This window comes from Cryobacterium algoricola (assembly GCF_004402485.1).
GTDB classification, from domain to species: Bacteria; Actinomycetota; Actinomycetes; order Actinomycetales; family Microbacteriaceae; genus Cryobacterium; species Cryobacterium algoricola.
On sequence record NZ_SOFG01000004.1, the window covers coordinates 258,296 to 278,724 of the forward strand.

Below are 20,429 nucleotides of genomic sequence, written 5' to 3' on the forward strand. Positions count from 1 at the left end.
CGGACGGCCGTGAGTCAGGAGCCGCCAGCGATTACCGCAGGAAAAAGATCAGAAGGACGGCAGAGCCGGCGGCGGTCCCCTGCGCCAGACGCTGGATCGCAGGACGCCGAAGTGGGTCAGCGCAGCGGCGCCGCTGCGGGGAACGCCGTCGCCCAGCCCCCGGCGGACGACGATGACGAGGTCGTCGTGGAGGTGCCAGGCAGCGTTCAGGTACGACGCCAGCAGGCCCACCAGATCGAACAGCACCCGGAAGGCCGCCTCACCGTGCCGCAGCGCGATGATCGTGAGGAGCGCGGCGCCCACGTGAGCGAGCCACATCCACGCGTCCATCTGGCCGGACGCCGCGGCGCCCGTCCCCGACGAGCCGAGACCCATCGAACCCATCGGCATCGGTCCCATCGCCATCGGCCCCATCGCTGCGTGCGGGTCTGAGCCGACCGTCACCGAACCGTGGTGCGACCCGCCGACGACGGTCAGTGAGCCGGCGCCGCCGCCGCCGAGCCCGAACAGAATGTGGAACAGGAATTGGCTCACCACGACCGAGGCGGACATCCGGAAGAGTGACAGGGACCTTCCAGCCAGGAACGTACAGACCAGACCCGAGAAAACGAGGGCGAGCACGGTTCCGAGCTCCCCCGGCCGGCTTCCCCCGCCGGCGGCGTGCGCGAACGCCGCGACGAAGACCGCGACCGAAGCCGTCAGCCAGCCGCGAACGAGCCTGGCACCCCGGGTGGTCATGGTCTCTCCTGAACGACGTGCGCCTGGTTCGTCGAATACCGTTGCTCGCTGGGTTCAGCGTCTGAGGCCAAGACTACCCACGGTGACCTCGCGCGTCTGACGAATTCCGATTCCCGCTTGCCGCTCAGTATTCTGGGGGGCATGAAGATGCCAGTACTCGCTACGCTCACCCTGCTCGGAGCGCTGGCCCTCAGCGGTTGCGCCACCGGCCCGTCCACCGCGACCAGCGGGACCGCCACGCCCGGAACCGCCGCCACGGAGTCCGCCTCACCGGAAGCCTGTTCCGGGGTTCGGGTCGTCGTCGATTTCGGAACCCTCGCCGCACCGAAGATCACCGACTGTGTCGACACGGGGACGGCGACCACGATCGCTGCAAGCGCGGTCATGAAGACCGCGGCGATCGCGACAGAGGGAACCGTGCAGTACGGCGACCAGGTCGTCTGCCGGGTGAACGGGCGCCCCGCCGCCGACGAGACCGTCACGGTCACGGGCCAGGCCTCGTTCGTCGAATCGTGCCAGTCGATGGCGCCCGCGTACGCCTACTGGGCGCTGTGGATCCAGACCGCCCCCGGTGCGGCCTGGGAATACGCCCAGGAGGGCCTCGGCAGCCTCCAGGTGACGCCGGGCCAGTCCCTCGGCCTCGTATTCACAACGGGCGCCGAGACTCCGACACCCGGCAGCTGAGGCTCCGACCCCGGTGTTCCGTTTCCGCCCGGCTCCCCTGCGCGCATCCGTGCTGCTCGCGCTCGGATTCATCGCTCTGCGGGTGGGCTATCGGATGCTCTTCGGCGGAGGCGGCGGAGGCGGGGCCGTCCTGCTCGACCTGCCCCGGATCCCGCTCACCGGCCCGTTCAGCCAGGTAGCGCTGTTCGGGCCGGTCACGACGGTCGGCCTCTGGAACGCCGCACTGAGCGCGCTCCCGGTCGCCGCGGTAATCGTCTTCTTCGGGGCAGTCAACGCGGTCGTCGACGTGAGCCGCCTGTTCGCCCGCGGCGCCCGCCGCGGGCCGCTGCGCACGGTGTCCCGCGCCCTCGTGATCGCGTGGGCCACGTTTCCCGCGCTCCTCGACTCGGTCAGGCGGGTGCGCCTGGCCGCCGCCCTCCGTGGCGAGCGGACCGTGGCAGCCCTGCTCGTCCCGGTTTTCGAGCAGACCATCGAGCGTGCCCTCGCCCTTGCGGCATCGATGGAGACCCGGGGATTCGCGTCGACCACGCCAGTGGACGGTGACTGTGCGGCACCCGTGCTCATGACGGATGCCGCGCTCGATTTCGACGGGGACTGGCGCCTCGAGCACCTCGACCTCGCGCTCGCCCCCGGCACGCTCACGGTCATCGTCGGGCCGACCGGTTCGGGCAAGTCCGGCCTGCTCCAAGCGATGAGCGGGCTGTTCCAGCACTTCCACGACGGCCACCAGGGCGGCCGGATCGAGATCGGCGGCGCCGACCGGGCCGAGACTCCCCCGCGCGACACGGCCGGCTTCGTCGGACTGGTGCCCCAGAACGTGCGGCTCTCCTTCGTCGCCGAGACCGTGGCCGAGGAGATCGGCTTCGCTCTCGCCGTGCGGGGCGTTGCCGCGGAGATCCTGGACCAGCGGGTGCGGGAGGTCGCCGCGCAACTCGGCATCACGCAGTTGCTCGCTCGCCCCGTCTTGGCGCTCTCCGCCGGGGAGGCCACCCTGGTCTCCCTCGGCGGCGCCCTGATCCGCCGTCCCGTGCTGCTTCTCGTCGACGAACCGCTCGCCGAACTCGACCGCATCGCGCGGGACAGGGTCTGCGGGGTGCTCGACCGGCTCGCCCACGAAGCCGGCGTCTGCGTCGTGGTCGCCGAGCACAACAGCCGCGAGTTCGCCTCGATCGCGGATGCCTGGCTCGTGCTCGAGGGGCACCGCGCGCGCATGCTGCACCCCGGCGAGGCGCCGCCGGACCGGGTCGGCGACCGCAGCCTCGCGACACCCCGCGCAGGCGCCGAGCTACCTGCTGCGGTGCCTTCCGGCGGGAAGCCGCTCGCCGGCATCCGCGGACTGACGGTTCGACACGGCGACCGGACCGTCGTCGACGCGGTGTCCCTCGAACTCGCGGCCGGCGAGATCGTCGCCCTCGAGGGCCGGAACGGGGCGGGCAAGAGCAGCCTGCTCACTGCGCTCGCGCTGCCCGCGACCCCCGGGACCGTGATCGTCGGCGGACAGGACGTCGCTCTGCTGCACCGGAGGACCCGGCGCCGGCTCGTGGCACTCGTGCCGGAGAATTTCGACGACCTGCTCTTCGCCACGACGGTCGCGGACGAGTGCCGCCGCAGCGACCGGTCGACGGCAGGCCGAACGGCCGACCGACGTGCTCGCCGACGTGCCGGGCGGAGCGCGAGGTCCGACCCTGGCGCGACCGCCGGGACGTTCGCGCGGCTTCTCGGCCACGATTCCGCCGCGGCAGCACCGCTTCTCGAGCGTCATCCGCGGGACCTCTCGGCGGGCCAGCGGCTCTGCCTCGCGATCGCGATCCAGCTCGCGGCCGCGCCTCGGGTGCTGCTCGTCGACGAGCCCACCCGCGGCCTCGATGCCGCTGCCCGTGCGCTCGTGGGCGCGGCGCTGCAGCGCGTGTCCGACCGGGAATGCGCGGTGCTGTTCGCGACGCACGACCACGACTTCGCCCGGTCCTTCGCCACCCGGGCGCTGCACCTCGAGGCCGGGCGACTGACCACCGCCGGGTACGGCGGCGCGGAGACAGCGACAGGTATCACCCCGACTACCGGGGCCCCCGGCCGGGACCCGCGGGTGACGCAGTGACGAGCCGCAGCGGGCGATGGACATCCGCGGTGCTGTGGAGCGGAAGCCCGCTCGCCGCCGCGGGATTCGCCTGGCCGCTGTTCGCGGCCGCCGTGCCCAGGGACGCGCAGGGCGCCGTGCCGTTCATCGCGTTCGCCCTCGTGCCCGCCCTGATCGTCGCGCTCGCCCTCGTTGTGGACCGCGAGATGTACACCGCGAAGACGGTGGCCCTCCTCGGGGTGCTCGCTGCCGTGGGAGCGGCCGTCCGGATCGCGGGCACGGGTGTCGGCGGTGTCGAGGCCGTGTTCATCCTGCTGATCCTCGCGGGCCGGGTCTACGGCGCCCGGTTCGGGCTGTTGCTCGGGCTGCTGACCATCGCCGTGTCTTCGGTGCTCTGGGGCGGGTTCGGGCCCTGGAGCCCGTTTCAGATGTTCGCCTGCGGCTGGGTCGGCGCGGGAGCCGCCCTGCTGCCGCGGCACCGCGCCGGGGGCGGGTCCGGTGTATCCGGCCGGCTCGGACCGCGCGCTAGCGCCCGCCTCGAGATCGCCATGCTCGCGGGCTACGGCGTCGTCGCGTCCTACCTGTTCGGGCTCGTGATGAACCTGTGGTTCTGGCCGTTCGCGGTGGGGACCGGGACCGGCATCTCCTACTCCCCCGGAGCGCCCCTGGGCACGAACCTGGCCTCATTCGGCCTCTACTCGCTCGTCACCTCGACGCTCACCTGGGACACGGTGCGCGCCGTCACGACGGTGCTCGGCATCTGCCTGGTCGGGCCGGCCGCCCTCGCCGCCCTGCGCCGCGCCAAACTGCCCGCCGCACGCCGCACGGCGCACAGGGCAGACGCGCGCCGCTAGACCGAGAAGTACTTCGCTTCCGGGTGGTGGAAGACGAAGGCATCCGTCGACTGCTCGGGATGAAGTTGCAGTTCCTCGGAGAGCACGACACCCATCCGCTCGGGCCTGAGCAGCTCGACGACCTTGCGGCGGTCCTCCATCTCGGGGCAGGCCGGGTAGCCGAGCGAGAACCGGGCGCCGCGGTACTCGAGTTTGAACATTCCGGCCACGTCGGCCGGGTCCTCGGCGCCGAGGCCGAGCTCCGCGCGCACGCGGGCGTGCCAATACTCGGCGAGGGACTCGGTGAGCTGCATGGTGAGGCCGTTGAGCTCCAGGTAGTCACGGTACTTGTTCGCGGCGAAGAGCTTCGCGGTCACGCTGTCGACGTTGGCGCCCGCCGTGACGAGCTGGAGGGCGACGACGTCGATCTGGCCGGACTCGCGCGGGCGTACGAAGTCGGCCAGGCACAGGTGCCTGTCGCGACGCTGGCGGGGGAAGGAGAAACGCAGCCGCTCGGTGCCGACCGGTCCGCCGGAACCGCCGTCGGGCGCGAGCAGGCCCGGCGTGCCGAGGGTCCCGTCCGGGTCGTCGCCGTGGTGCAGCACCACGAGATCGTTGCCCTCGCTGTATGCCGGGAAGTAGCCGTACGCGACGGACGCGTCGAGCATGCCCTCCGCGAGGATCCGGTCGAGCCAGTAGCGCAGCTTCGGCCTGCCCTCGGTGTCGACGAGTTCCTGGTAGCTGGCGCCGTCTTCCGCCCGGCTGGGCTTGAGACCCCACTGGCCCATGAAGGTCGCCCGCTCGTCGAGGAACGCCGAGTACTCGGCGAGGGCGACGCCCTTGACGATCCGGGTCCCCCAGAACGGCGGCGTGGGAACCGGGTTGTCCGCGGCCACGTCGCTGCGCACCGGCATCGCGTCCGGCTCGGTGACGGTGAGCAGGCTGCGCTTGTGGATGCGCTGCTTGAGCGGCGGAAGCCCGACGGATGCCGGGTCGGCGCCGCGCGCGATGGCCACGAGCGGCTCCATCAGCTTCAGGCCCTCGAAGGCGTCCCGCGCGTAGCGGACCTGCCCCTCGAAGAGCCCGGCGAGGTCTTCCTCGACGTAGGCGCGGGTAAGTGCCGCGCCGCCGAGGATGACGGGCCACTTCGTGGCGAGCCCCCGGTTGTTCAGCTCGAGCAGGTTCTCCTTCATCACGACCGTGGACTTGACGAGCAGGCCGCTCATCCCGATCACGTCGGCGTTGTGTTCCTCGGCCGCCGCGATGATCTCGTTGATCGTCTTCTTGATCCCGATGTTGACGACGTCGTAGCCGTTGTTGGTCAGGATGATGTCGACGAGGTTCTTGCCGATGTCGTGCACGTCGCCACGCACCGTCGCGAGCACCATCGTGCCCTTGCCCGCGGCCTCCGACTTCTCCATGTGCGGCTCGAGCAGCGCGACGGCGGCCTTCATCACCTCGGCGGACTGCAGCACGAACGGCAGCTGCATCTCTCCGCTGCCGAACCGGGCCCCGACGATCTGCATGCCGGCGAGCAAGTGCACGTTGACGATGTCGAGGGCGCTCATGCCGCCGGCGCGAGCGAGGTCGAGGTCGGCCTCGAGGCCCTTGGCCTCGCCGTCGATGATGCGTCGTTCGAGGCGTTCGCCGACGGGAAGGGAGGCGAGCTCCGCGGCGCGCTCGTCCTTCAGCGCGGCGGAGTCGACGCCGGCGAACAGGTCCAGGAGAGCGGCGAGCGGGTCGTAGGTCAGGTTGCCGTCGACGTCGTACTCGCGGCGGTCCCAGACCAGGTCGAGCGCCACCTTGCGCCGGTCGTCCGGCACGGAGGCGAGCGGCACGATCTTGGCCGAGTTGACGATGGCCGAGTCGAGCCCTGCCGCCGTCGCCTCGTGCAGGAAGACGGAGTTGAGCACCGACCTGGCCGCGGGGTTCAGGCCGAAGGACACGTTCGAGACGCCGAGCGTGGTGTGGATGCCGGGATACTTCGCCTTGATCTGCCGGATCGCCTCGATCGTCTCGATGCCGTCCCTGCGGGTCTCCTCCTGGCCGGTGGCGATCGGGAAGGTGAGGGCGTCGACAATGATGTCCTCGACGCGCATCCCCCAGTCGTTCACGAGGGTCTCGACGAGCCGGGTCGCGATCCGCACCTTGTGCTCTGCGGTGCGGGCCTGGCCCTCTTCGTCGATGGTCAGGGCGATCACGGCGGCCCCGTGTTCCTTGACGAGCGGCATGATCCGGCCGAAGCGGCTGCCCGGGCCCTCGCCGTCCTCGAAGTTGACCGAGTTCACGACGGGGCGCCCGCCGATGAGCTCCATGCCCGCCTGCAGCACCGCCGGTTCGGTCGAGTCGACGACGAGCGGCAGGGTCGAGGCGCTCGCGAGCCGGGAGACGACCTGGCGGATGTCCGCGACGCCGTCGCGGCCGACGTAGTCGATGCAGACGTCGAGCAGGTGGGCGCCGTCGCGGACCTGGGCGCGGGCGATGTCGACGCAGTCGTCCCAGCGTTCCTCGAGCATGGCGTCGCGGAAGGCCCGGGAGCCGTTGGCGTTCGTGCGCTCCCCGATGGCGAGGAAGGCGCTGTCCTGGTCGAAGCTGACGTGCTGGTACAGGCTCGCGACGCCGGCGTCCTCTTCGATGGCACGCACGCTGACGGCGGCGCCGCGCAGGCGGTCGACGACCGCCTTCATGTGCGCGGGAGTGGTCCCGCAGCATCCGCCGACGAGGCCGAGCCCGAACTCTTTGACGAACTGCTCGTGCGCCGTCGCGAGCTGGTCGGGCGTGAGCGGGTAGCTCGCCCCCGTCGCGGTCAGCATCGGCAGGCCGGCGTTCGGCATGCACATCACCGGCACGTGCGAGTACCGGGAGAGGTGGCGCAGGTGTTCGCTCATCTCGGTCGGACCGGTGGCGCAGTTCAGGCCGATCGCGTCGATGCCGAGGGGTTCGAGCGCCGTGAGCGCCGCCCCGATCTCACTGCCCATCAGCATGGTGCCGGTGGTCTCCACGGTCACCTCGACGAAGATCGGCAGGCGGATGCCGGTCTCCGCGATCGCCTGCTTGCAGCCGTTCACCGCGGACTTGGTCTGCAGCAGGTCCTGGGAGGTCTCGATCAGGAAGGCATCGGCGCCTCCCCGGATCAGGCCGACTGCCTGATCTGCGAAGGTGGCCTTGAGGTTCGCGTACGTCGTGTGGCCGAGGCTCGGGAGCTTGGTTCCCGGCCCCATCGAGCCGAGCACCCAGCGCACGCGGCCGTCGCGGGCCTCGTAGTCCTCGACACTCTTCCGGGCGATGGCCGCGCCGAGCCTGGCGAGTTCCTCGATGCGGTCCTCGATGTCGTAGTCGGAGAGGTTCGACCAGTTGGCTCCGAAGGTGTTGCTTTCGACGGCGTCGATGCCGGTGTCGAGGTACGCGCCGTGGATCGCCTCGATCATGTCGGGGCGGCTGACGTTCAGGATCTCGTTGCAGCCCTCGAGCTGCTGGTAGTCGTCCAGGGTGGGGTTGTGCTCCTGGAGCATCGTCCCCATCGCGCCGTCGGCGATGACGACCCGTTCCCGCATCGTGTCGAGCAGGGCCTGCGACCGGGCCGGGCGCACCGCATCCGCGAATTCGGGGGGCTGCACGGCATCGGATTTCACTGTCAGTTCACTCACCCGTCTAGATTAGCGGCGCGGTCCCTGGCCGCGATTCGTTCGAGCTCAGGTGCGATTCCGATATCGGCGACGACGACCCGCCCGGCCAGCCCGGCGGCCGGCCGGCGGAGCAGCCCCGGTTTGCAGCCGCCGAAGGTCACCGTCACCGTCGCGGGCAGCACCGTCGGATCCGGCACGGCACCGTCGTCCACGCCGACGCCGCTCGGCAGGTCGACGGCGACGACGACCGGCTCCCTGCCCGTTCCGTCAGACGCCTGCGCGGCACCGGGGTGCAGCACGGCCAGGATCGCAGCCACGACCTCCCTGGCCCTACCGCGCAGCGCTGGGTCCGTGCTCGTGCCCGTTCCGAGGATGCCGTCGAGGATCACGTCGCACGACGCCGCTGCCCGCGCGACAACAGCAGGCGACTCCTCCGGACCGAGCACCCGCGCACCGGCCGCCACCGCGGCGGCGAGGCCCTCCTCGTGCATCCTCCGCGCGGTCGGCGCCACGGTGACCCGGACACCCTCCGCCGCGAGCGTCGCGGCCGCGAAGAGCGCATCTCCCCCGTTGTTTCCCGGTCCCGCGAGGACGAGTATCCCGGCGCCGCGCACCGTGCCCCGGCGCGCCACGAGCAACGCCGCCGTCTCCGCGGCCAGCGCGGCCGATGCCCGCTGCATCAGTGGAATCCCGTCGGCGAGGTACGGCTGCTCTGCCTCGCGCTGCTGGGCAGCCGTGTACGTCTTCATGTCGCCAGATTACGTCTGACCCCACCGACTCCGCTGCGGCGACCGTCCGTGCCACGCCATCGTGGTCAAATGGTCAGTGATGAACACGAACACCCGAATAGCGCCGCCCCACCGCTTCGTCTACTCCCCTGACGGGGTCAACCTCGCGACCTACGAATTCGGCGATCCGGCCGACCCGACCGTTCTCGCCGTCCACGGTTTCGCGTCGAGCGCGGTGGCGAACTGGCACGCGACCGGCTGGACTAGGGATCTCCTGCGCGCCGGATTCCACGTGATCGCGATCGACCAACGCGGCCACGGCCTGAGCGACAAGCCGCACTCCCCGTCCGCGTACACGATGGACACTCTCGTCGCCGACGTGCAACAGGTGCTCGACGCCTACCTGCTCGACGAGGTCGCGTACGCGGGCTACTCGCTGGGAGCGCGGGTCGGCTGGCAGGCGGCGAGAGAGCTCGAGGGCCGGGTGACGCGCGCGGTGCTCGGCGGCATTCCTGACGGTGACCCGCTCACCCGCTTCCAGGTCGCCGACGCCCGGGCGCACATCGAACACGGTACCGAGGTCGGCGACAGGCTCACCGGTGCCTATCTCACCATGGCTCGGGCGCTGCCGGGCAACGACCTCGAGGCGCTCGTCGCGCTCGTCGAGGGGATGCGCGGCGGTCCCCAGCCGGGCCCCGACAATGCCCCGTCGCAACCGCTGCTGTTCGCCACCGGCAGCGAGGATCGCATCCTCGTGGCGTCACGGGCACTCGCGGAGGCCACGCCGGCCGGGTCCTTCTTCGAGATCCCTGGCCGCAACCACTTCAACGCCCCGACTTCCCGGGCCTTCCGCGACGCGGCCATCGCGTTCCTGGGTGCGACGGACTGATCCCGCCCGGACACAGGAAAAGCCCCGCCGACCGAAACGGTCGACGGGGCTTTCCTTCCAACGGGACTACTGCTTGACGTATGCCGGAGCAACCTCGTTGTGGGCGTCGCCGATGCGGTGCACCCGGATGTCGTTCGTCGAGCCGGCGATTCCGGGAGGGGAACCGCTGATGACGACGACCTTGTCACCGAGCTGGGCCAAGCCCTGGCCGAGCAGGATGTCGTCGACCTGGCCGAACATGGAGTCCGTGTGCGTGACCCGGTCCACGAGGTACGTCTGCACGCCCCAGGTGAGCGCGAGGCGGCGGCGGATGCCGGGCTCAGGCGTGAAGGCGAGCATCGGGATCTTCGACCGCAGGCGAGACATCCGGCGGGCGGAGTCTCCGGATTCGGTGAAGATGCAGAGGAACTTCGCGTCGACGAATTCCGCGACCTCGATCGCGGCGAGGGTGATCGCCCCGCCCTGGGTGCGCGGCTTGTTCGTGAGCGGCGCGATGCGCTCCAGGCCGTGGTCTTCGGTGGATGCGACGATCCGCGCCATGGTCTGAACCGTGACGACAGGGTATTCGCCGACGCTGGTCTCGCCGCTGAGCATGACCGCGTCCGCGCCGTCGAGGACGGCGTTTGCGACGTCGGACGTTTCCGCGCGCGTCGGGACCGGGCTGTGGATCATCGATTCGAGCATCTGCGTTGCGACGATAACCGGCTTGGCCATCCGGCGAGCGAGCTCGACGGCGTGCTTCTGCACGATCGGCACGGCCTCGAGCGGAAGCTCGACGCCGAGGTCGCCACGGGCGACCATGATCGAGTCGAAGGCATCGATGATCTCTTCGAGGTGCTCGACGGCCTGCGGCTTCTCGATCTTGGCGATGACGGGGACCTTGCGGCCCTCCTCTGCCATGATCTCGTGCACGCGGGTGATGTCGGCCGCGTCGCGCACGAAGGAGAGGGCGATCAGGTCGGTACCGAGGCGGAGGCCCCAGCGCAGGTCTGCTTCGTCCTTCTCGGACAGTGCGGGAACGTTGACGGCAACACCGGGCAGGTTGATGCCCTTGTTGTTCGAGACCGGGCCTGCGACGATGACGCGGGTCGTGACGAGGACGCCATCGGTTGCGACGACCTCGACCTTGACCTTGCCGTCGTCGATCAGCAGGAAGTCGCCGGGCTTGACGTCCATGGGCAGGCCCTTGTACGTGGTGCCGCAGATTTCTTTCGTGCCGAGGATCTCGTCCGTGGTGATCTTAAAGATGTCGCCGACGGCCAGTTCATAAGGGCCGCCCTCGAACTTGCCGAGCCGGATCTTCGGGCCCTGCAGGTCGACCAGGACGGCAACCGCACGACCGGAATCATTCGCTGCCTTGCGGATGTTCGCGTAGACGGCCTCGTGCACGGTGTAGTCACCATGGCTCAGGTTCATCCGGCAAACATCGACACCCGCGTCGATCAGGGCTCGAATTTGATCGTAACTGGCGGCTGCCGGCCCGAGGGTAGCGACAATTTTGGCGCGTCTCATTCTGAAAGTGCTCCGTTTTCCGCGCCGGGTAGGCGCATTCTTGATCTGTGGTTCTGGAGGCCGCTTGGTAGGCGTCCTCCGGCTAATCGCTCACTTCGCAGGGACCGTTAGATGGCGAAGGCATGGTCGGTCGGTTTGACCGGAGCAGGTAGTTGTGTCTCACCTTCGAGGAATCGATCGACGGCCGCTGCAGCAGCGCGACCTTCAGCGATCGCCCACACAATGAGGGACTGTCCGCGGCCGGCATCACCGGCGACGAACACACCTTCACGGCTGGTCTGGTAGTTACCGTCTCGAACGACATTACTCCGCCCATCGAGCGGCACGTGCAGCTGGCTGGTGAGCTCCGCCGATTCCGGGCCGGTGAAACCCAGCGCGAGGAGTACGAGGTCCGCCGGGATTTCACGTTCCGTACCCGCCTTGGGCACGCGACGGCCATAGAGGTACTCGGTTTCCGCGACGCGGATGGCGCGCACCTCGCCGGCCTCGTTCGACAGGAACTCGATCGTCGAGGCGAGGTATTCGCGGGTGCCGCCCTCTTCGTGGGCGCTCGAGACCTCGAACAGGGTCGCGGACATTGGCCACGGCTGGTTTTCCGGCCGCTCCGTTCCCGGCTGCCTGCCGATTGCGAGGTTGGTCACGGATGCCGCGAGCTGGCGGTGCGCCGTGCCGATGCAGTCCGCCCCGGTGTCTCCACCGCCCAGGACGACGACGTGCTTGCCCTCAGCGGTGATCTGGCTGTCGACCGTGTCGCCGGCGCCCGCGCGGTTCTGCTGCACGAGGTACTCCATCGCGAAGTGCACGCCGGGGAGGTCGCGGCCGGGGATGGGCAGGTCGCGGGGCACGAGCGCGCCGGTCGCCACGACGACGGCGTCGTACCGGGCCCGAAGGTCGTCCCAGGTGATGTCGACGCCGATGGTGACGCCGGCCCGGAACCGGGTTCCCTCCGCCGTCATCTGGGCGAGGCGCAGGTCGAGATGCTTCTTCTCCATCTTGAAGTCGGGGATGCCGTAGCGGAGCAGGCCGCCGATCCGGTCGTCGCGTTCGAACACGGCGACCGTGTGCCCGGCACGGGTGAGCTGCTGCGCGGCGGCGAGACCGGCGGGACCCGAGCCGACCACGGCGACCGTCTTACCGGTCAGGCGCCCCGGCGGTTGCGGCTGCACCCAGCCGTTGGAGAAGGCCTGGTCGATGATCGAGACCTCGACCTGCTTGATCGTCACGGCCGGTTGGCTGATCGCGAGCACGCACGCCGATTCGCACGGGGCCGGGCAGAGCCGTCCCGTGAACTCGGGGAAGTTGTTCGTGGAGTGCAGGCGCTCGATGGCCTGCCTGCCTTCCTCACGCCAGGTGAGGTCGTTCCATTCGGGGATCAGGTTGCCGAGGGGGCAGCCCTGGTGGCAGAACGGCACACCACAGTCCATGCAGCGGCCGGCCTGCCGTTTGAGAACGGCGGCGTCTCCCTGTTCGTAGACCTCTTTCCAGTCCATCAGGCGGACGGACACCGGGCGACGTGGCGGCAGTTCGCGCGCCTTCGTCTTGAGGAATCCCTTCGGATCAGCCATTGGTAACCTCCAGGATGCGGTTCCAGACGACGTCGCCGTCGGGGTCGAGACCCTCGGCGACGGCGCTCTGCCTGGTCGCCAGGACGGCGGCGTAGTCCCGCGGCAGCACCTTGACGAAAGTGGACATGGTTGTTTCGAGATCGGACAGGAGAGCCGCGGCGAGCACGGAATCCGTCTGGTCTCGGTGCTGCTCGAGGAGATCGCTGACGATCTCCCTGTCGGCGCTGCCGAGCGGGAGGAGCGTGAGCTCCCCGGACTCGAGCGCCTGGCTGTTGACGTCCTCCGTGCGGAGTCCGTAGACATACGCGGTTCCGCCGCTCATTCCCGCACCGAGGTTTCGCCCGGTCTGGCCGAGGATCAGGGCGAGCCCGCCCGTCATGTATTCGAGGGCGTGGTCGCCGACTCCTTCGACGACCGCGGTCGCTCCGGAGTTGCGCACCAGGAACCGTTCTCCGACGATGCCACGGATGAACATGCTGCCCTGGGTGGCGCCGTAGCCGATCACGTTGCCGGCGATGACGTTCTCTTCGGCGGAGAAGATGCTCGAGCGATCGGGGCGGACCACGATCTGACCGCCGGACAGGCCCTTGCCGACGTAGTCGTTCGAGTCGCCCTCGAGCCTGAGGGTGATCCCGCCGGGCAGGAAGGCCCCGAAGGACTGTCCGGCCGAACCGGTGAGCGTCACGTCGATCGAGCCGGCGGGCAGTCCGTTCTCACCGTGCCGGATCGTCACCTCGTGGCCGAGCATCGTGCCAACGGCCCGTTCAGTGTTGCGGATCGGCAGGGCGATTTCGACGCGACCTCCGTGTTCGAGCACGCTTCCGGCGCGCCGGATGAGCTCGTTGTCGAAGTGCTTGTCGAGTTCGTGTTCCTGCGGCCGGCCGGACTGTCTCGGTTCGGAGTCGGGGAAGTCCGGGCCGTCGAGGATCGGCGCGAGGTCGAGGCCCGCTGTCTTCCAGTGTTCGAGCGCGCCGTCGACGTCGAGGATCTCGTGGTGGCCGACGGCCTCCTGGAGGCTGCGGAAGCCGAGTTCGGCGAGGTACTCGCGCACCTCCTGGGCGATGAACTCGAAGAAGTTCACGACGTGGTCCGCCTTGCCGGTGAACCGCTTCCGCAGTTCGGGGTTCTGGGTGGCGACGCCGACCGGACAGGTGTCGAGGTGACAGACCCGCATCATGACGCAGCCCTCGACGATCAGGGGCGCGGTCGCGAAGCCGAACTCCTCCGCTCCGAGCAGTGCGCCGATGATGACGTCCCTGCCGGTCTTGAGCTGGCCGTCGACCTGCAGGACGACACGGTCACGCAGACCGTTGAGCATCAGGGTCTGCTGGGTCTCCGCGAGTCCGAGCTCCCAGGGCGTCCCCGCGTGCTTGAGCGAGTTGAGCGGGCTCGCCCCGGTGCCGCCGTCGTGGCCTGAGATCAGGATGACGTCGGAGAGCGCCTTGGCGACGCCGGCGGCGACCGCTCCGATGCCGGACTGGCTCACGAGCTTCGTGTGGATGCGCGCATCCGGGTTCGCCCGTTTGAGGTCGAAGATGAGCTGCTTGAGGTCTTCGATCGAGTAGATGTCGTGGTGCGGGGGCGGCGAGATCAGGCCGACGCCCGCCGTGGCGTGCCGGGTCCGCGCGATCCAGGGGTACACCTTGGTCGGCGGCAGCTGGCCGCCTTCGCCGGGCTTCGCTCCCTGGGCGAGCTTGATCTGGATGTCGTCTGCGTGGGACAGGTACATGCTCGTCACGCCGAACCGCCCGGAGGCGACCTGCTTGACGGCGCTGCGGCGCTGCGGGTCGATCAGCCGGTCCAGGTCTTCGCCGCCCTCGCCGGTGTTCGACTTGCCGCCGATCCGGTTCATGGCAATCGCGAGGGTCTCGTGGGCCTCCGGGGAGATCGAGCCGTAGCTCATCGCACCGGTCGCGAAGCGCGTGACGATCGACGCGACCGATTCGACCTCGTCGAGGGGCACGGGGTGCCGTTTGTGCTTGTCGAAGGTGAACATGCCGCGGAGGGTCATGAGGCTCTCGGCCTGATCGTCGATGAGCTTGGTGTACTCGCGGAAGATGTCGTACCGGCCGGTCCGGGTCGCGTGCTGCAGCCGGAAGATCGTCTCCGGATTGAACAGGTGCGGGGAGCCGTCGCGGCGCCACTGGTACTCGCCGCCGGTGCTCAGGCGTTCGTGCGCGGTGACTGCTGCGTCTTCCGGGTAGGCGGAGGCGTGCCTCGCTTCGTTCTCCGCGGCGATCACGTCGATGCCGATGCCGCCGAGCTTGCTCGTCGTGCCGGTGAAGTACTGCGCGACGAAGCCCTGGCTGAGGCCGACGGCCTCGAAAGTCTGAGCGCCGGCATAGGACGAGACCGTCGAGATGCCCATCTTGGACATGATCTTGAGCACGCCCTTGCCGAGGGCCTTGATGACGTTGCGGACGGCCTTCTCCGGTGAGACGTTCGTGATGTACCCGCTGCGGACCAGGTCCTCGCAGGTCTCCATCGCGAGGTAGGGGTTGACCGCTGAGGCGCCGTAGCCGATCAGGAGCGCGACGTGGTGCACCTCGCGCACGTCGCCGGCCTCGACGACGATGCCGACCTTCATCCGGTTCTCCGTGCGGATCAGGTGGTGGTGCACGGCCGCGATCATCAGGAGCGACGGGATCGGCGCCATGTCCTTGTTGGAATCACGGTCGGAGAGCACGATGAAGCGGGCTCCGGCCTCGATCGCGTCGTCGACCTCGAGGCACATCGCGTCGATGCGGTCGGCGAGGGCGTCGGGGCCCTCGTCGAAACGGTACAGTCCGCGGATCGTCGACGTCGTCCGGCTGCCGGGGGCAGGGTCGATGTGCTGGATCTTGGCGAGTTCGTCGTTGTCGATGACCGGGAAGTCCAGGACCACCTGGCGGGCGTGCTCCGGCCCGACGGACAGGAGGTTCCGTTCCGGCCCGAGGCCGAGTTTGAGGGACGTGACGACCTCCTCGCGGATCGAGTCGAGGGGCGGGTTGGTCACCTGGGCGAACTGCTGGGTGAAGTAGTCGAAGATCAGCCGGGGCCGGTCGCTCAGCACGGCAATCGGGGTGTCGCTGCCCATGGCGCCGAGGGGTTCGCCTCCGGTGCGCGCCATCGGCGCGAGCAGGATGCGGACTTCTTCTTCGGTGTAGCCGAAGGTGCGCTGGCGGCGTACGACGGATGCCGGCGGGTGCACGATGTGCTCGCGCTCGGGGAGGTCCTTGAGGTTGATCCGGCCGGCGTCGAGCCAGTCCCCCCACGGTTCCATCGCGGCGAGTTCCGCCTTGATCTCGTCGTCCTCGATCAGTCGACCCTCGACGGTGTCGACGAGGAACATCTTGCCGGGGCGGAGCCGGCCCTTTCGGACGACCCGGGCGGGGTCGATGTCCAGGACGCCGATCTCGCTCGCGAGCACGACGAGGCCGTCGTCGGTGATCAGGTACCGGCCGGGGCGGAGCCCGTTGCGGTCGAGGGTCGCGCCGACGAGGGATCCGTCGGTGAAGACGATCGCCGCGGGTCCGTCCCACGGCTCCATGAGCATCGAGTGGTACTCGTAGAACGCACGACGTTCCTCGTCGAGCGCGGTCTGGTTCTCCCAGGCCTCCGGCACCATCATCATCACCGCGTGCGGCAGCGAGCGGCCGGACAGGCTGAGCAGTTCGACGACCTCGTCGAACGAGGCGGAGTCGCTGCCGCCCGGGGTGACGATCGGCAGCAGCGGGGCCAGGTCGCCGAGCAGTGAGGATTCGAGCTGGGACTGGCGCGCGCGCATCCAGTTGCGGTTGCCCTGCACCGTGTTGATCTCGCCGTTGTGCGCGATCATCCGGAACGGCTGCGCGAGCGGCCAGGACGGGAAGGTGTTCGTCGAATACCGGGAGTGCACGAGGGCGAGCTTCGAGACGAAGCGCGGGTCGGACAGGTCCGGGTAGAAGGGCTCGAGCTGGAGGGTCGTGACCATGCCCTTGTAGACCAGGGTGCGGCAGGAGAGCGACGCGAAGTAGGTCTCGAGTTCCCGCTCGGCGCGCTTCCGCAGCCGGACGGTCTGACGGTCGAGCGCGATGTCGGCGAGGGGCTCACCGTCGTCGTCCGTGCGTGAGCTGCGGACGAAGAGCTGCTGGATCGCGGGCATCGCAGCCCTGGCCAGGTTCCCGACCTCGTCTGGACGCACGGGGACCTCGCGCCAGCCGAGGATCTCGAGGCACTCCTCCTGGGCGATCCGGCCGATCTGGCGTTTGACGGAACTGCGCTCGGTCGGGTCGGTCGGGAGGAACACGTTGCCGACGGCATACCGCCCGGCGGCGGGGAGCTCGAATTCGACGACCTCGCTCAGGAAGTCGTGCGGGATCTGGGTGATGATGCCTGCGCCGTCGCCGGTTCCGGCGTCGGAGCCGACGGCTCCGCGGTGTTCGAGGTTGCGGAGCGCGTCGAGGGCGATCGTGATGATGTCGTGCCCGGCGGTTCCCCGCAGTGTCGCGACCATGGCGAGCCCACAGGCGTCCCGCTCGTCGGCAGGGTTGTACAGCCCCTGGGGCTGGGGAACGGTGCTGAAGCGGGAAAAGAGGGGTGACTGCGGCATGGGACCGTCCTCAGAGGTAGCTGGCAAGTGGGGACGACGCTGGCCCGCGGGGGTGGAGATCATCTGCGTACAGTTGCGCGCCGACCCGTCGTACCGGGAGGGAGGCGGGAGCCGGGTGTACGGTCTCAGGCCTGGAGGCGCGGGTTGCTGGTGCTTGTGGCTGCAACGTCGCCCGATGCGGCGGGTTCGACGGCCTCATCACCGTGGTCCTCGAAATCCGTATCAAACTCTTCAGATTCTACCTCAGGGACGGGGCGCTTCCACTCCCGACCCTGGCGGTAGACGCTGACCTCGAGTCCGGGGTGCCTGCGGCCCTGCACCACGATGAGGATGATGCCGAGGACCACGGCGATGATCGCGGCCCAGACGTTGGTGCGGATGCCGAAGAAGATCTCGCTCGGGTCGATGCGGATCGATTCGAAGAAGGTGCGGCCGAGGCCGTACCAGACCAGGTAGACGCCGAAGGCGCGTCCCCAGCGGAGCGTGATCCGGCGTTCGATCACGAGGATCAGGATCACACCGATGGTGTTCCAGATCATCTCGTAGAGGAAGGTCGGGTGGAAGAGGGTTCCGGCGGGAAGCCCGACCGGGAACGCCGCGTTCGTCGACGGCACCTCGAGCCCCCAGGGCAGGGTCGTCGGCAGGCCGAAGAGCTCCGTGTTGAACCAGTTGCCGAGGCGTCCCATGGCCTGGGCGATCAGCATTCCGGGGGCGAGGGCATCCGCGAAGGACCAGAATTTCACGCCGGAGATCCGGCAGCCGATGTACGCGCCGACGGCCCCGCCGATGAGCGCACCGAAGATGGCGTTTCCGCCGTTCCAGATCGCGAAGACTTCCCAGGGGTTCGCACCGGCGAAGAAGTAGTCACCCGGGTGGGTGAGCACGTGGTACGCCCGGGCGCCGACGATGCCGAGCGGAACGGCCCAGAGGATGATGTCGAGCACCACGCCCGGCTCGGCGCCGCGGTTGCTGAGGCGCCTGCTCGTCATGACCGTCGCCGCGATGATGCCGGCCAGGATGCACAGCGCGTACGCGTGGATCCGGAACATGCCGAGGTCGAAGTAGCTCCACTCGGGGCCTGGGCTCGGAATGCTCAGCAGAAAAGACACCTGGGTATTACCTTTCGTAGCGGGGAAGCGTGGGAGCTTGCCTCGGTCAACTTACCCTAAACGGCGGCGCGAATCCCGCTGGCCCCTGCGGCAAGCCGGGCGGCGAGTTCCCCGAGTGCCGGGACTCCCCCGTCGGACAGCGCCTTGACGAGCGCGGAGCCGACAATGGCGCCGTCCGCGTAGCCGAGGATTTCGCGGACCTGCTCCGGGGTCGAGATTCCGAGGCCGACGCACGCGCTCGTGGCACCGGCGAGCCGAAGCCGGTCGACCAGGATGCGGGCGGCGGAGTCGACGTCGGAACGCGCTCCGGTGATGCCCATGGTGGAGACGGCGTACACGAAGCCCCGGCTGACCTCGACCGCGTGGGCGAGCCTCGCGTCGGAGGACGACGGCGCGGCGAGGAAGACCCGGTCGAGGCCGGTGCGGTCGCTCGCTGCGAACCAGTCGGCCGCGTCGTCGGGGATGAGGTCGGGGGTGATCAGGCCTGCCCCGCCTGCGGCGAGCAGGTCGTCGGCGAAGCGGTCGACCCCGTACTGCAGGATCGGGTTCCAGTAGGTCATCACGAGGACCGGGGCGTCGACGCGTGCGGTGATCGCTGCCACCGCCTCGATGCCGTGCCGGAGCCGGAAACCGTTGGCGAGGGCCTGCTGCGTGGCGGCCTGGATCACGGGGCCGTCCATCACGGGGTCGGAGTACGGCAGTCCGAGCTCGATGATGTCGACGCCGTTCTCCGCGAGGGCAACGGCCGCCTCGATGCTCTCGTCGAGGGTGGGGAATCCGACGGGAAGGTAGCCGATCAGGGCTCCGCCGCCCTCTGCCCTGCGCCGGGCGATCGTGGCTTCGACCCTGCTCGTGCGGTTGGGCATTGTTCCAGTCGTCGTTGCGGTCATAGCTGCTGCGCACCCTCGTCGAGCAGGTCGAAGTATCGGCCCGCCGTTTCCATGTCCTTGTCCCCGCGACCACTGAGGCTGACCAGGATGGTCGCCTCCGGTCCGAGTCGTTTGCCGAGCTCGAGGGTGCCTGCGAGGGCGTGGGCCGATTCGATCGCCGGGATGATGCCCTCCGTGCGGCTGAGGAGGCGGAAGGCGTCCATGGCCGCGGCATCGGTGACCGGCAGGTACGTGGCCCGCCCGATGGTCGAGAGCCAGGAGTGCTCGGGCCCCACACCCGGGTAGTCGAGCCCGGCCGAGATGGAGTGCGATTCGACGGTCTGGCCGTCCTCGTCCTGGAGCATGAGGCTGCGGGCCCCGTGCAGGATCCCCGGGCGTCCCTTGGTCAGGGTCGCGGCATGGCGCGGGGTCTCGACGCCCTCTCCGCCTGCCTCGTACCCGTAGAGGGCGACAGTGGGGTCGTCCAGGAAGGCGTCGAAGATGCCGATGGCGTTGGAGCCGCCGCCGACGCACGCCGTGACGGCGTCGGGTAGCCGGCCGGTGAGGGAGAGCACCTGGGCGCGGGCTTCTTCTCCGATGATCTTCTGGAAGTCGCGCACCATCGCGGGGAAGGGGTGCGGACCCGCGACTGTGCCGAAGATGTAGTTGGTGGTCTCGACGTTCGTGACCCAGTCGCGCATGGCGTCGTTGATGGCGTCCTTGAGGGTGCGTGACCCGGTGCGGACGGAGACGACCTCTGCGCCGAGGAGGCGCATCCGTGCGACGTTGAGGGCCTGCCGTTCGGTGTCGACCTCGCCCATGTAGACGACGCACTCGAGCCCGAACAGGGCGGCGACGGTCGCGGTCGCGACGCCGTGCTGGCCGGCGCCGGTCTCGGCGATGACCCGGGTCTTGCCGATGCGCTTGGTGAGAAGCGCCTGGCCGAGGGCGTTGTTGATCTTGTGGGAGCCGGTGTGGTTGAGGTCTTCGCGCTTGAGGATCACCCGGGCACCACCGGCGTGCGCGGCGAACCGCGGCACTTCCGTGATGATGGACGGCCGGCCGGTGTAGGTCTTGTGCAGTTCCATCAGCTCGGCCGCGAAGGCGGGGTCGACCCTGGCCAGCGCATATTCGCTCGTCAGTTCGTCGAGCGCCGCTACGAGCGACTCCGGGACGAACCGGCCGCCGAAGTCGCCGAAGTACGGGCCTGTTTCAGAACGCAAAGACATAGA

The 20,429-nt window shown here is 69.3% G+C and carries 13 protein-coding genes; 4 read left to right on the forward strand and 9 right to left on the reverse strand.

Annotated elements, in window-relative coordinates:
• Positions 1-48: 48 nt before the first annotated feature.
• A complete protein-coding gene (locus E3O44_RS01650) occupies positions 49-738 on the reverse strand; it encodes a hypothetical protein (protein ID WP_134531929.1) in 690 nt (229 codons plus the stop codon).
• 141 nt (positions 739-879) lie between these two features.
• Here E3O44_RS01650 and E3O44_RS01655 point away from each other — a divergent pair, with 141 nt between their 5' ends.
• From E3O44_RS01655 to E3O44_RS01665, 3 genes are read left to right on the forward strand one after another with little or no spacing between them, the layout of a single operon-like run.
• Positions 880-1,422 (forward strand): hypothetical protein, encoded by a 543-nt coding sequence (locus E3O44_RS01655; RefSeq protein ID WP_134531930.1) that lies wholly within the window; start codon positions 880-882, stop codon positions 1,420-1,422.
• A gap of 13 nt (positions 1,423-1,435) precedes the next feature.
• Positions 1,436-3,517, forward strand: coding sequence for an ATP-binding cassette domain-containing protein (locus E3O44_RS01660; RefSeq protein WP_134531931.1), 2,082 nt, complete (start codon positions 1,436-1,438; stop codon positions 3,515-3,517).
• Positions 3,514-4,350 carry an ECF transporter S component gene (locus E3O44_RS01665; protein WP_166792502.1) on the forward strand — a complete coding sequence of 279 codons (837 nt, stop codon included), beginning with the start codon at positions 3,514-3,516 and terminating at the stop codon, positions 4,348-4,350. Before E3O44_RS01660 ends, E3O44_RS01665 begins: the two co-directional genes overlap by 4 nt.
• On the opposite strand, the gene metH is transcribed toward E3O44_RS01665, so the two are convergent.
• Complete coding sequence (gene metH / locus E3O44_RS01670) at positions 4,347-7,883, reverse strand: methionine synthase (RefSeq protein WP_134532940.1); 3,537 nt, start codon at positions 7,881-7,883, stop codon at positions 4,347-4,349. The genes E3O44_RS01665 and metH overlap by 4 nt on opposite strands.
• An 89-nt stretch (positions 7,884-7,972) precedes the next feature.
• Positions 7,973-8,704, reverse strand: a complete 732-nt coding sequence (locus tag E3O44_RS01675; protein WP_134531933.1) for an NAD(P)H-hydrate epimerase — start codon at positions 8,702-8,704, stop codon at positions 7,973-7,975.
• 79 nt (positions 8,705-8,783) lie between these two features.
• Here E3O44_RS01675 and E3O44_RS01680 point away from each other — a divergent pair, with 79 nt between their 5' ends.
• The gene (locus E3O44_RS01680) at positions 8,784-9,572 is read left to right on the forward strand and encodes an alpha/beta fold hydrolase (protein ID WP_134531934.1); all 789 of its coding nucleotides are present in this window, start codon (positions 8,784-8,786) and stop codon (positions 9,570-9,572) included.
• Between the two features lie 66 nt (positions 9,573-9,638).
• On the opposite strand, the gene pyk is transcribed toward E3O44_RS01680, so the two are convergent.
• From pyk to trpB, 6 genes are all read right to left on the reverse strand, one after another.
• Positions 9,639-11,084, reverse strand: a complete 1,446-nt coding sequence (gene pyk / locus E3O44_RS01685; protein ID WP_134531935.1) for a pyruvate kinase — start codon at positions 11,082-11,084, stop codon at positions 9,639-9,641.
• A gap of 107 nt (positions 11,085-11,191) precedes the next feature.
• Positions 11,192-12,649, reverse strand: a complete 1,458-nt coding sequence (locus tag E3O44_RS01690) for a glutamate synthase subunit beta (protein WP_134531936.1) — start codon at positions 12,647-12,649, stop codon at positions 11,192-11,194.
• On the reverse strand, positions 12,642-17,219 hold the full coding sequence (gene gltB / locus E3O44_RS01695; RefSeq protein ID WP_134531937.1) for a glutamate synthase large subunit: 4,578 nt from the start codon (positions 17,217-17,219) through the stop codon (positions 12,642-12,644). Before gltB ends, E3O44_RS01690 begins: the two co-directional genes overlap by 8 nt.
• A gap of 125 nt (positions 17,220-17,344) precedes the next feature.
• On the reverse strand, positions 17,345-18,328 hold the full coding sequence (gene lgt / locus E3O44_RS01700) for a prolipoprotein diacylglyceryl transferase (protein ID WP_255454313.1): 984 nt from the start codon (positions 18,326-18,328) through the stop codon (positions 17,345-17,347).
• Positions 18,329-18,384: 56 nt separating this feature from the next.
• Complete coding sequence (gene trpA, locus E3O44_RS01705; RefSeq protein WP_134531938.1) at positions 18,385-19,194, reverse strand: tryptophan synthase subunit alpha; 810 nt, start codon at positions 19,192-19,194, stop codon at positions 18,385-18,387.
• Positions 19,195-19,214: 20 nt separating this feature from the next.
• Positions 19,215-20,426 (reverse strand): tryptophan synthase subunit beta, encoded by a 1,212-nt coding sequence (trpB, locus tag E3O44_RS01710; protein WP_134531939.1) that lies wholly within the window; start codon positions 20,424-20,426, stop codon positions 19,215-19,217.
• Positions 20,427-20,429: the final 3 nt, after the last annotated feature.